Below are 12035 nucleotides of genomic sequence, written 5' to 3' on the forward strand. Positions count from 1 at the left end.
TCAGCGACCTCGCCCATCAAATGTCAAATTTTAAAATTCCACTAGAGCGCCGTGCGTCCCTTCTGACGCATATAGGACAATGCACCCGGTCGCAGCGAGCGGCTTGCAAAGGCTTTGCTTGCGTCTTGCGGGCAGGGCCTCTATATCAGCGCCAAATAAACGGTTTGACATCCAACCTTGAACTGGACTGGCGGATCATGAATACACTCGGTTTTGACAAGAAGCCGGAGGACACGCGCGTTGTTGTGGCGATGTCCGGCGGCGTTGACAGCTCGGTCGTGGCCGGGCTTTTGAAGCGCGAGGGCTATGATGTCCTCGGCATCACCCTTCAGCTTTACGATCATGGCGCGGCTGTGCACCGCGCAGGCTCATGCTGTGCAGGGCAGGATATCGACGATGCCCGTCGCGTGTCCGAGCGGCTCGGCATCCCGCATTATGTGCTGGATTATGAGGCCCGGTTCCGCGAGACGGTCATCAATCCGTTTGCCGAAAGCTATATCGCCGGTGAAACGCCAATCCCCTGTGTGGCCTGCAACCAGACGGTCAAATTCGCTGATCTGTTGACGACGGCGAGGGAACTCGGTGCCGATGCGCTGGCGACCGGCCACTACATCCGTTCCCGGTCGAACCCGACACCGGAGAACCCGATGCGCCGCGCCCTCTACCGGCCTGTGGATGCCGAGCGCGACCAGAGCTATTTCCTGTTTGCGACCACGCAGGAACAGATCGATTTTCTCAGATTTCCGCTCGGCGGTCTGCCAAAGGCCGATACCCGTCGGTTGGCTGAGGAAATGGGCCTGATCGTTGCCGACAAGCCGGACAGCCAGGACATCTGCTTTGTGCCGCATGGCAAGTATTCCGACGTGATCGCCAAGCTGAAGCCGAATGCTGAACTTGGCGGTGAGATCGTGCATCTCGACGGTCGCGTGCTTGGCCGCCACGAGGGCATCGTCCGCTACACGATCGGCCAGCGCAAGGGGCTGGGCGTTGCCACCGGGGAACCGCTTTATGTGGTTTATCTGGATGCCCGCTCGCGCCGTGTCATCGTCGGCCCGCGCGAGGCTCTGGAGACCAGGCGTATTTATCTGCGCGACGTCAACTGGCTGGGGGACCGCCCGGTGGCTGAAGAGGCTGCAAGCGGGTTTTCGTGTTTCGCCAAGGTGCGCTCGACGCGGCCGCCACTGCCCGTGATGCTGCATGTCGACGATGACGGCGTCTACGTCGATCTTCTGGAAGGCGAGGACGGGATCGCCAGCGGTCAGGCCTGTGTGCTTTACGATGCGCCCGGCAATGATGCCCGCGTCTTCGGCGGCGGCTTTATCAGCCGTTCGGAACGCTCAGCCGATGCGGAAGAGCAGCTCAAGACCCTGCTGACGGGACTGGCCGCCTGAGCGCGGCCGCCGTCAGGTGGCAATAGGCTTTTCGGCGGCCATGAACAGCTTCAGCGATTCCTGGTAGCCGAGCTGCAGCAGCTGTTCGATATAGCCGATCAGCTGATCGGCCCAGCTGAAGCCGAGATAGGCAGCCAGCCAGACGATCAGCCCGGCAAGGATCAGCCCATAGACGAAATTCCTCAGGATCATCAGCAGCATGGCGAGCAGCACAAAGGCGATCAGGCCGTAAAATAGCGAGGGCGCCAGCGCGACACCGTCGGAATGGGCGAGATAGCCCATATAGACACCGAAGATGATGCAGATGGCCGCACTCAGCCGGTCGCGGATCATTCTGTGGGTGTAGCTTGAACTTGCCATCTGTTGCGGTCTTTCTTCCCTGGATGCTCAATTTGTTTCAAGTCTTGAACGCGCAGCATGTGATGCGGGTTCCGGGTGCATAATAGCACTGTGCAACCAAAACGTCAGGAGAGTTCTGCGACAACCCGGTTCAAGAGCAACATGCCCTCTGGCGTGGCGCGCAGCCGGCTGTTGCCGATCCGCTCGATCAGGCCGAGGCTGATCAGAAAATCCTCGCGTTCGCTGTCCAGCGGTTTACCGGCAAGCGATGACCAGCGGGCAATATCGATGCCCTCCCTGACCCGAAGCCCCATCAGCAGCAGTTCGTCTGCCTGTTGTTCGCGTGAGAGCGTTGTCTGCTCGCTTACGCCGTGCCCGTCCGCTTCGACCATCTGCAGCCAGGTTTCAGGGTGTTTTTCGGCTGCGGTCGCGACCTTGCCAGAGGTTGTATTCAGCCTGCCATGGGCGCCGGGGCCGATCCCGGCATAATCGCCATAGCGCCAGTACGTCAGATTGTGCCGGCTTTCCGCACCGGGGCGGGCGTGGTTCGAGACCTCATAGGCCGGAAGACCGCGCCCGGCGGTGACCGCCTGCGTGACTTCGTAAAGATGGGCGGCATGGTCGTCGTCAGGCACGACGAGCTTACCCGCACGGTGGAGATCGAAGAAGCGCGTGCCTTCCTCTATGGTGAGCTGGTAGAGCGAGAGGTGATCTGCGGCGAGATCAATCGCCTGGTTGAGCTCGCGCTCCCAGTCTTCGGCGCGCTGCCCGGGCCGGGCATAGATCAGGTCGAAAGACATGCGCGGAAAGATCTCGCGCGCCAGCCGGATTGCACCAAGGGCCTGCTCGACATTGTGCAGGCGCCCGAGAAAGCGCAGTTCCCTGTCGTTCAACGCCTGAACCCCCATGGAAACCCGGTTGACGCCCGCCGCGCGATAGCCGCGAAAGCGTTCGGCTTCCACGCTCGAGGGATTGGCCTCCAGCGTTACCTCGATGCCGTCCGGCACATGCCAGGCGGCAGCGACGCCGTCGAGAATGGCGCCCAGCGTATCGGGTTCCATCAGCGAGGGGGTCCCGCCGCCGATGAAAATGCTGGTGACCGTCCGGGGGCCGGAAAGCGCCCGCATATGGCCAATTTCACGCAGGAAACCCGCGACAAAGCGCTGCTGGTCGACCGGCTGGTGGCGGACATGGCTGTTGAAATCGCAATAGGGGCATTTGGCCGCGCAGAACGGCCAGTGCAGATAGACGCCGAAACCCGGGTCGCCGTTATCGCCATTGATCGCTGCGATCATTGCCGGGTCGGTGGTCAGCGCGAAAGCCCCGTCTCGGTGAAGAGCGCGAAGGCGCGGGCGCGGTGGGAAAGCGCCCCACCATCGGCCGGGCCGCCTTCTGCTTTCTCGGTCGCTTCCATCTGGCCGAAGGTCCTGTCATGGCCTGCGGGCTGGAACACGGGGTCATAACCATGGCCCTTGTCGCCGCGCGGCGGCCAGACGAGGTTGCCTTCCACTTCACCACGGAAGGTTTCGGTGTGGCCATCCGGCCATGCAAGGCAGAGTACGCAGACGAAACGGGCGGTGCGGGCTTCCGGCGTCACCGCGCCTTTTTCCGCAAGCGCTGTCTCGACCTTCTCCATGGCCATCATGAAGTCGCGGCTGCCGTCTGCGGTCTCGGCCCAGTCGGCAGTGTAGACGCCGGGCGCGCCGTCGAGTGCATCGACAACGATGCCGCTGTCGTCAGCCAGTGCAGGAAGTCCGGATTTTTCCGCAGAAGCCAGCGCCTTGATCGCTGCATTTTCCTCGAATGTGGTTCCGGTTTCATCCGGCACGTCGAAGGAAAGCTCGGCGGCTGATTTTGCCGAAAAGCCGAGCGGGCCGATCAATTCGGCGATCTCGGCAATCTTGCCGGCATTGTGGCTGGCGACGACAATGGTCTTGGTTTCGAGTTTGCGCATATTTTCCTATAGTCCCCAGAGCTTTGCTTCCGCGCATTCCAGGCTGTTGCCTGCGGGGTCGCGGAAATAGATCGAGCGGGCGCCGTTTGGCCAGCAAAAGTCACTCTCAATGGCGATGTTTCGCGCTTCAAGCTGTGCAATCACCGCGCTGAAATCATCCCGTTCCAGCCGGAAGCACACATGGCCCGCGCCGCGCGCGCCATGAGTGGGCACTGGGAGCGAACCGGGGGCAGCGGGCTTTTCGGTCTCGGCCGGATTGAAGATCAGCAGCACAGCGGAGCCTGCGCGAAAGAACACATGCCGGTTTCCGACGCGGGAGATTTTTTCCAGCCCGAGAACGCCGCCGTAAAACGCCTCGGCGGCGTCAAGATCGTCGGCATAGAGCGCTGTCTCCAGAACGGCGGCAATCGGCATGGCGTGTTCCTCAATCGCCGGCGATGGTCTTCTTCTGCAGTTCAACCAGTTCGGCAATGCCGTCCTTTGCCAGGCCCATCAGCGTCAGGAACTCGTCCTGGCTGAACGGCTTGCCTTCGGCGGTACCCTGGATTTCGACGATGCCGCCGGTGCCGGTCATGACGAAATTGGCGTCGGTCTCGGCGGACGAGATCTTCCAGATAATCGAGGTCGATGACCGGCTGATCGGCGAAGATGCCGCAGGAGATTGCGGCGACGTGGTCCTTCAGCACCTTGTCGGTCTTGACCATGCTGCGCGCTTCCATCCATTTCAGGCAATCATGCAGCGCAATCCAGGCCCCGGTGATAGACGCGGTGCGGGTGCCGCCATCGGCCTGGATGACATCGCAGTCGACGCTGATCTGGCGTTCACCAAGGGCCTCGAGATTGACAACGGCGCGCAGCGACCGTCCGATCAGGCGCTGGATTTCCTGGGTGCGGCCACCCTGCTTGCCGGCAGAAGCCTCGCGGCGCATGCGATCGCCGGTAGCGCGCGGCAGCATTCCGTATTCGGCGGTGACCCAACCCTTGCCGGCATTGCGCAGCCACGGCGGAACGCGCTCTTCTAGGGAGGCGGTGCACAGCACATGCGTATCGCCGAATTTCACAAAGCAGGAGCCTTCAGCGTGTTTGGAGAAGCCACGCTCGAAGGAGACATTGCGCATCTGGTTGAGTTGTCTGCCTGACGGCCGCATGATCTGATCCTTCCGGTTTCAATTGCGGGCTTTCTACGGGGTAGAGGGGGTATTTGCAAAGAAAAACGGCATGCGGCGATGATGCAAAGACGAATTGCGCAGCCGCCTTCCGACACTATATTGAGGGGGAGGCCTCACACCATCCGGCAAAGCAGAGCATGACATCAGATCACAGACCAATCGCAGATAATTCGGCTATGGCGCTGGACGACCGTTCGCGGGAGGTGTTTCGCAAAATCGTCGAGAGCTATCTGGAAAGCGGGGAGCCGCTGGGCTCGCGCAGTCTTTCGCGGCTTTTGCCGATGTCATTGTCGCCGGCATCGGTCCGCAACGTCATGAGCGATCTCGAAGAACTCGGGCTGATCTATGCGCCCCATATCAGCGCCGGCCGTTTGCCGACGGAAAGTGGCCTTCGCTTCTTTGTCGATGCCTATATGCAGATCGGTGACCTGGCAGAAGACGAACGCTCCGAGATCGACCGCCATATGAGCAGTGTTGATCACGGCCAGCCGGTCGACGGGCTTTTGAATGAAGCAAGCCAGATGCTGTCCGGCATGTCGCGCGGGGCAGGGCTGGTGATGACATCGAAGAGCAATACCGTGCTCAAGCATGTCGAATTCATCCGTCTGGAGCCGACAAAGGCGCTCGCCGTGCTGGTTGGTGAGCACAACGAAGTCGAAAACCGCATCATCGAGCTTCCGGCAGGCACGACCTCCTCGCAACTGACGGCGGCGGCGAATTTCCTCAATGCGCATCTGAACGGCCAGACCCTGCCGGAGCTGAAATCGGTTTTGGCAAAGCTCAAGGATGAGGTCCGCCATGAGCTCGACCAGCTTTCGCAGGATCTCATTGGACGCGGGCTTGCCATCTGGTCCGGCAGTTCGGACGATGGTCATCCGGGGCGGTTGATTGTGCGCGGCCGCGCCAATCTTCTCGAAGGTGTTGCCGATGTCGCCGATATTGACCGCCTTCGCATGCTGTTCGACGACCTTGAGAAAAAGGAAAGCCTGATCGAACTGATCAACCTGGCCGAAAGCGGGTCGGGGGTCCGCATTTTCATCGGCTCGGAAAACAAGCTGTTCTCACTGTCGGGCTCTTCGCTCGTGGTTGCACCCTATCGTGACAGTGACAATCAGGTCGTTGGCGCGGTCGGCGTGATCGGCCCGACCCGGCTGAATTACGCCCGCGTGGTTCCGATGGTCGACTATACGGCGCATCTCCTGTCGAGACTGTCGCGGTCTCGTTGACTGACATCATGCGAATACTGGGTGAGGCCTTGATTTTTCGGGAGTGAACCTCGATATCGGGGCTCGAGAGATTCAAAGAAAATGAAACTTGCGGAGACGTCATGACCGACGAGACCAAGAAGAACGGCACTGACGAGGAAATCAACGAGACGGTTGTCGACCTTGAAGCCGAAGCGCCGGTTGAAGAAACCGAGACCGCGGAGGCCGAATTCGCCGAACCCGATCCGATCGATCTCCTTCGTGAGGAGAACGAAAAGCAGCGCGACCAGTTGCTCCGGCTTGCTGCCGAAATGGAAAACCTGCGCCGGCGCACTGCCCGAGACGTGAAGGACGCCAAGGCCTATGCGGTGACGGCGTTTGCACGCGACATGCTCGGTGTTTCGGACAATCTTCGCCGCGCGCTGGACGCTATACCGGAAGAAAAGCGCAGCGAAGAGATCAAAGGCTTCATCGAAGGCATGGAGATGACAGAGCGTTCCATGCTGACTGGGCTTGAGCGCCACGGGGTCAAGAAGATCGAAGCTGACGGCGCGCGATTCGATCCACACTTCCATCAGGCGATGTTCGAAGTGCCGAATCCGGAAATTCCTGCCAACACTGTAGTGCAGGTCGTCCAGGCCGGTTACATGATTGGCGAGCGCGTTCTGCGTCCGGCCATGGTGGGTGTCTCCAAGGGCGGTCCCAAGGCCGATGTCGCCCCGTCGACAGCCGAAGGCGAAAAGCCTGAATAATCGCGGATGTCGCGATCATCGTTTTGAAAGGCGTTTCGCTAATGCGGGACGCCTTTTTTAATGTTTGTGGGAGGTGTGGTTCAGGCTGCGGAAGAATCCAGGTCGGAATTCAAAAAGGCGTAGATCGCACTTTCCGAATCAGACGCTCTAAGCTTTTTGACCAGTTCCTGGTCGCGCAGAAGCCGGGCAACGCGCGACAGCGCCTTCAGGTGGTCGGCGCCCGCGCCTTCCGGGGCGAGCAGCAGAAACACCAGATCGACCGGCTGGTCATCAAGCGCCTCGAAATTGACGGGATGCTGCAAGCGGGCAAAGACACCGCAAATATGCTCAAGTTTCGGCAATTTTCCGTGTGGAATGGCGATACCATTGCCGACGCCGGTGGAGCCGAGGCGCTCGCGCTGGAGCACCACTTCAAAGATCTCGCGCTCGGGTACTCCCGTCACGGCCTCCGCTTTGGCGGCCAGCTCCTGCAGCAATTGCTTCTTGGAGTTTGCCTTGAGGGCGGGGATGATCGCCTCCTGTTTCAGCAGGTCGTCAAGGGCCATATCCTGGTATCCTGGGTTGCGGCTTGAAGGGCGGGCGCCGGAAACGGCGCCCGCCGAAGTGGGGTCAGCCCTGAATGCCGGCTGTATCGATCCAGCCGATATTGCCATCGGGGCGGCGGTAGACGATGTTGAGCGTCTTGTTGTCCGGGTTGCGGAACAGCATCAGCGGCTTGTCGGTCATATCAAGTGCCATGACAGCCGTTGCAACCGCCATCATGCGCACTTCGGTTTTAGCTTCCGCGACAATAGCCGGTGCATAGTCCTCCGGAATTTCGGTCTCATCCTCCTGCGGCATATCCATAACCGAATAGGCGACTTCGGCGAAATCGGCATGACCGTTATGCTGATGATGATCCTTCAGTTTGCGCTTGTAGCGGCGCAGCCGCTTGGCGATGCGTTCGAAAGCTGCATCAAAGGCGGCCTGGGGATCATGCGCCTTACCGGCCGCGTGAAGCACAGCACCGCTGTCGAGATGCACCTTGCAGTCAGCCTCAAAGCCACCTGCGGATTTCTCGACGGTAACCTGGCTGGAGTAGCCGCCGTCGAAATACTTGGTGACCGCTTCCTCGATTTGGTCTTCGATTTTTTCACGGAAAGCCTCGCCGACTTCCATCTGTTTTCCCGAGACGCGAACACTCATGAATCTTCCCTTCTTCTATGTTGGCGGCCACCAGTCTAAGCCAAGCCTCGTTCTCCTCCAAGAACTCAACGGCTGGCCGACCGGCAACCGGCACGGCATTTCAATGACGCGATGTCATCATAACGTATTTGGGCATTTTTCAGCCGTTTGCCAGCGGGATTTTAGCAATATTCTTCTGCGTGTTTTTTTGCAGGCACCATCGGTTCGTCTGCTCGCTCGCGCTGGCCGGTCCGCATTTCGTCTCGCGATCACATGCGGTGATCCCTCTTGCGGCGGATGCTCTAGCGTTCATGGCCAGTGAAGTCAATCATACCGGTCTTTTGCATGTCCCGGAATTCCGAAAGTTCACGCGCCGACAGCCCGGGCGTAGGCTCGTTTTTCGCGCCGGCGCTGGACAGAGGAGGGGATATTCATTGCTTCCCTGTATTTTGCAACTGTGCGACGGGCGAGGGTGATGTCTTCGCGTTTGAGGGCTGCAACGATGTCGTCGTCAGAGAGGACCGTTTCGGGGGGCTCGGCGGCAATCATCCGGCGGATTTTGTGGCGGATTGACTCTGCCGAAAGCGCCTGACCATCGATCTGGGCCGAGGCAATGGAGACCGAGAAGAAATAGCGTAGTTCGAACAGCCCGCGCGGCGTCAGGATAAACTTGTTCGAGGTCACGCGGCTTACCGTGGATTCGTGCATCTTTATGGCTTCGGCCACGGTCTTGAGGTTCAGCGGGCGCAGATGGTCAACTCCGTGTTTCAGGAAGCCATCCTGCTGGCGCACGATTTCGCTGCCGACCTTGAGAATGGTGCGGGCGCGCTGGTCGAGGCTGCGTGTCAGCCAGTTTGCCGTCTGCAGGCAGGTGTTGAGGAAGGCCTGATCGGCATCAGACAGGCCGGAAGATGTCTTGATCTGCGTGAGGTAGGAACGGTTGACGAGCACCCGCGGCAATGTGTCCGGGTTCAACTCGACTTGCCATTCGCCGTCCTTGCGGGCGGAAACGATGACATCGGGAAGGACTGATTCGGGTGGCTGGTTGCTGAAGGCGCTGGCCGGCTTCGGGTTCAGCCGGCGCAGAGCCTGCACCATTTTGAGCAGGTCTTCTTCATCCACGCCGCACAGCTTCGTCAGCTTGGTGAAGTCGCGTCGGGCGACCAGGTCGAGGTTTTCGACAAGCTTGGCCGTGGCAGGCGTCAGTGTGCCGAGTTGAAGCAACTGCTGGTACATGCAGTCAGACAAAGATTGCGCGAAAACACCGGGTGGATCGAGCGATTTGAGGGTATCAAGGACCGCGTCGATCCGCTCCGTTTCCAGCCCGGCTCTTTCTGCGATTTCAGCGGTCTCACCACGGAAATAACCCGCCTCGTCGATATAATCGACAAGATGGCGGGCAATCGCCTGTTCGTCGGGACGTTTGAAGGTCAGCGCGATCTGGCCGGTGAGGTGGTCGCGCAGGCAGGGCCTGGAGGCGACGAATTCGTCGAGGTCGACATGATCGTCTCCACCTCCGCTGCCGGGCATCGATTTCCACTGGCTCATCAGTTCGGGGGCGTCGGGACTAACAGTAGCGCCATCATCACCGAAAGCGCTGTCATAATTGCTGTCGAGGCTTTCTCCCAGCCGGCCCATATCCTGACTCTGCTGATCCTCGGAAAACCAGTCGCTTGACATTTCCGAAGCTTCGGTAGCCTCCGCTTCGGAGGGGTCGGGCCGGTCATCGACCGCTGCGTCATCGCTGGCGACTTCCAGAAGCGGGTTCTTTTCCACTTCCTGCGCGATGAACTGGTCCAGTTCCGCAAGCGGCATCTGGAGAAGCTGGATCGACTGCATCAGTTGCGGTGTCATGACCAGCGACTGGTTCTGGCGCAGGAACATGTTGGCGCTGAGTGCCATGATGAGAGCAAAACCCCTTCATAGCAACGGAACGGCTTTGGCGCGCATCCGTTGACACAATATTCTGGTTGTCAGATCCTGTTCGGGAGACTGGCACAGAAATTGCTTGTCTATCAAGCCCTAATCCGCACTCAATGATGAACCGCAAGGCCGGTCGCTACAGGCTGAAATCGTCGCCGAGGTAGAAGCGACGCACGTCGCTGTTGGCAACGATCTCGTCCGCCTTGCCGTGGGTCAGGACTTCACCGGCATGAATGATGTAGGCGCGGTCGATCATTCCCAGGGTTTCACGGACATTATGGTCCGTGATCAGAACGCCGATGCCGCGCCGTGTCAGGTGACGGATAAGGTTCTGGATGTCGGTGACGGAAATCGGGTCGACGCCGGCAAACGGCTCATCGAGCAGCATGAAGGCGGGATCGGTGGCAAGCGCACGTGCAATCTCCAGACGGCGACGCTCGCCGCCGGAAAGAGCGACCGCTGGCGATTTGCGCAACTTGGCTATGCCGAACTCTTCCATCAGGGTCTCAAGTTTCTCTTCCCTCTCGTTTTTTTTGAGAGGGGTGAGTTCCAGTACGGCCCGAATGTTGTTTTCGACCGTCAGGCCACGGAAGATCGAGGCTTCCTGCGGGAGGTAACCGACGCCGAGACGTGCACGGCGGTACATGGGAAGACCGGTGACATCGCGGCCATGCAACGCGATGCTGCCCTCATCCACCGGTACAAGCCCTGTAATCATGTAGAAGCAGGTTGTCTTGCCAGCCCCGTTTGGTCCAAGCAGGCCGACCGCTTCACCGCGGCGCACGACAAGCGATACGCCGTTGACAACGCGCCGGTTGCGATAGGCCTTGGTCAATCCCTGTGCAATCAGGGTGCCGTCATAGCGGCCATTCTTGCCATTTTCGGGCTTGGTCGCGGTGGCATCGGATTGCTCGGCTGAGGATAGTGTCCTCGTTGCATTGTGCTTTGGCATGCGGATCAGTTGCCCGGGCGCGATTGTGGATTGAGTCTGATCTGCACCCGCTCGCCGCAGGCGTCGAGCTTGGCCTGGCTTGTCGCCATGTTGACGGTCAGCTTGCAGCCCACAAAGACGTTCTCATTTTCCTTGAGGACCACCTGTTTGCCTTCAAGCACGAATTGCTGGGCGGTCATGTCGAAAAAACCTGTGTCGCCGGTCGCGTGCTGGGTCGCTGTTTGCAATTCCACGTTGTCAGTCAGGTCAATTCTTTCGATATCGCCCTGTCCGGAGGCTATGCCTGTTGAGCCGCCGGCATAGCTTACCGTCATCTTGCCGGCCTTGACCTGGCTGTCGCCCTGCACGGCAACGACATTGCCCGTGAAGGTGATGAGCTTGGTCGAGTCATCGACTTCGAACTCGTCCGCGTCGATGTCGATCGGCTGGTCGCCGGACAGCTGGAACCCGCCGGTTTGCGTCGATTGCGCTTGCCCGTCGGCGACGGACAGAGACAAAAGGGAGGCCGATGCCAGCACGAATACCGCAGTGAGCCGGGTGGCGCAGTCTTTCAAATCGCTCAGATCCATACGAACCTCATTCACCGCTCTGTGCCAATGCTGTTGGAGCGAGCGTAACATGAACACCGCCGCCAAACCGAATCTTCTGACCGTTATCGATGATATTCACATTTTGAGCAACCACTGAAGCCTGGGGGAGTTGACCGACACGGGGTGATCGCTTGTCAGCGTTCCCGCCTTGATATCGATCTGCGCGGAGGTGAAATCTGCGGTCATGCCGTTTGACATAGTGATTGTGAATGGTTCGTCGATGCTCAACCGTTCGGTCACGCGGTCATAAAGCGTCCTGGTGGCGTTGACCACGGCGGTGACGGATTCGTCGACCGGAACGGAGGCGACCACGTTTTCCAGAAGGACAGTGGTGTCCTCGGGATTGGTCGCAGGCAAAAGTGCCCGCTCGGCTTTCAGCGAGTAACGGATGCCGTCCGAATTGCGACCCGACATGCCTGGGTTGGTCATGACGATCATGCCATCCTCGATCGATGCCGCATCAAGGGTAATGTTATCAGGCACAATGGAGCGCAGAAATGTCGCTGCGATTAGACCGAGCGTGATGAGAACGGCAGCAAGGGGCAGCAGGATTTTCAATCGGCGGACATGTCCGGAATGACGTGACGCGCGCCGAA

General features: G+C 59.6%; 13 protein-coding genes and 1 pseudogene. 3 read left to right on the plus strand and 11 right to left on the minus strand.

Features of this window, described 5'->3' with window-relative positions:
• The first annotated feature begins 197 nt into the window (after nucleotides 1-197).
• Nucleotides 198-1391, plus strand: a complete 1194-nt coding sequence (gene mnmA / locus AC0L7L_RS04475) for a tRNA 2-thiouridine(34) synthase MnmA (protein ID WP_272210513.1) — start codon at nucleotides 198-200, stop codon at nucleotides 1389-1391.
• A 12-nt stretch (nucleotides 1392-1403) separates the two neighbouring features.
• Here the strand turns inward: mnmA and AC0L7L_RS04480 are convergent, their stop codons facing one another.
• The 5 genes and pseudogenes from AC0L7L_RS04480 to rph all read right to left on the minus strand — a co-directional run bounded on the left by AC0L7L_RS04480 (nucleotide 1404) and on the right by rph (nucleotide 4832).
• The gene (locus AC0L7L_RS04480; RefSeq protein WP_272210514.1) at nucleotides 1404-1751 is read right to left on the minus strand and encodes a hypothetical protein; all 348 of its coding nucleotides are present in this window, start codon (nucleotides 1749-1751) and stop codon (nucleotides 1404-1406) included.
• Nucleotides 1752-1855: 104 nt separating this feature from the next.
• On the minus strand, nucleotides 1856-3025 hold the full coding sequence (gene hemW, locus AC0L7L_RS04485; RefSeq protein ID WP_473512318.1) for a radical SAM family heme chaperone HemW: 1170 nt from the start codon (nucleotides 3023-3025) through the stop codon (nucleotides 1856-1858).
• 14 nt (nucleotides 3026-3039) lie between these two features.
• Nucleotides 3040-3684, minus strand: coding sequence for a non-canonical purine NTP pyrophosphatase (locus AC0L7L_RS04490; protein ID WP_272210516.1), 645 nt, complete (start codon nucleotides 3682-3684; stop codon nucleotides 3040-3042).
• 6 nt (nucleotides 3685-3690) lie between these two features.
• The gene (locus AC0L7L_RS04495) at nucleotides 3691-4098 is read right to left on the minus strand and encodes a VOC family protein (protein ID WP_473512320.1); all 408 of its coding nucleotides are present in this window, start codon (nucleotides 4096-4098) and stop codon (nucleotides 3691-3693) included.
• A gap of 10 nt (nucleotides 4099-4108) precedes the next feature.
• A pseudogene (rph, locus tag AC0L7L_RS04500) lies at nucleotides 4109-4832 on the minus strand (ribonuclease PH).
• A gap of 158 nt (nucleotides 4833-4990) precedes the next feature.
• On the opposite strand from rph, the gene hrcA reads away from it, so the two are divergent.
• Nucleotides 4991-6079, plus strand: a complete 1089-nt coding sequence (hrcA, locus tag AC0L7L_RS04505) for a heat-inducible transcriptional repressor HrcA (protein WP_272210519.1) — start codon at nucleotides 4991-4993, stop codon at nucleotides 6077-6079.
• A gap of 101 nt (nucleotides 6080-6180) precedes the next feature.
• Nucleotides 6181-6810 carry a nucleotide exchange factor GrpE gene (grpE, locus tag AC0L7L_RS04510; RefSeq protein ID WP_272210520.1) on the plus strand — a complete coding sequence of 210 codons (630 nt, stop codon included), beginning with the start codon at nucleotides 6181-6183 and terminating at the stop codon, nucleotides 6808-6810.
• Nucleotides 6811-6890: 80 nt separating this feature from the next.
• On the opposite strand, the gene ptsN is transcribed toward grpE, so the two are convergent.
• The 6 genes from ptsN to AC0L7L_RS04540 all read right to left on the minus strand — a co-directional run bounded on the left by ptsN (nucleotide 6891) and on the right by AC0L7L_RS04540 (nucleotide 11997).
• Entirely contained in the window at nucleotides 6891-7355 is a 465-nt protein-coding gene (gene ptsN, locus AC0L7L_RS04515; RefSeq protein WP_272210521.1) for a PTS IIA-like nitrogen regulatory protein PtsN, read from the minus strand.
• A 64-nt stretch (nucleotides 7356-7419) separates the two neighbouring features.
• Nucleotides 7420-7995 (minus strand): ribosome hibernation-promoting factor, HPF/YfiA family, encoded by a 576-nt coding sequence (hpf, locus tag AC0L7L_RS04520; protein ID WP_272210522.1) that lies wholly within the window; start codon nucleotides 7993-7995, stop codon nucleotides 7420-7422.
• A 345-nt stretch (nucleotides 7996-8340) separates the two neighbouring features.
• A complete protein-coding gene (gene rpoN / locus AC0L7L_RS04525; RefSeq protein ID WP_473512324.1) occupies nucleotides 8341-9876 on the minus strand; it encodes an RNA polymerase factor sigma-54 in 1536 nt (511 codons plus the stop codon).
• A gap of 157 nt (nucleotides 9877-10033) precedes the next feature.
• Nucleotides 10034-10849 (minus strand): LPS export ABC transporter ATP-binding protein, encoded by an 816-nt coding sequence (gene lptB, locus AC0L7L_RS04530; protein WP_473512326.1) that lies wholly within the window; start codon nucleotides 10847-10849, stop codon nucleotides 10034-10036.
• 5 nt (nucleotides 10850-10854) lie between these two features.
• Nucleotides 10855-11418, minus strand: coding sequence for an LptA/OstA family protein (locus AC0L7L_RS04535; RefSeq protein ID WP_473512328.1), 564 nt, complete (start codon nucleotides 11416-11418; stop codon nucleotides 10855-10857).
• 96 nt (nucleotides 11419-11514) lie between these two features.
• Nucleotides 11515-11997: a hypothetical protein gene (locus AC0L7L_RS04540; protein WP_473512330.1), complete on the minus strand. Its 483-nt coding sequence runs from the start codon at nucleotides 11995-11997 to the stop codon at nucleotides 11515-11517.
• Nucleotides 11998-12035 lie beyond the last annotated feature (38 nt).

The sequence above is a fragment of the Martelella sp. K41-7 genome (assembly GCF_055808365.1).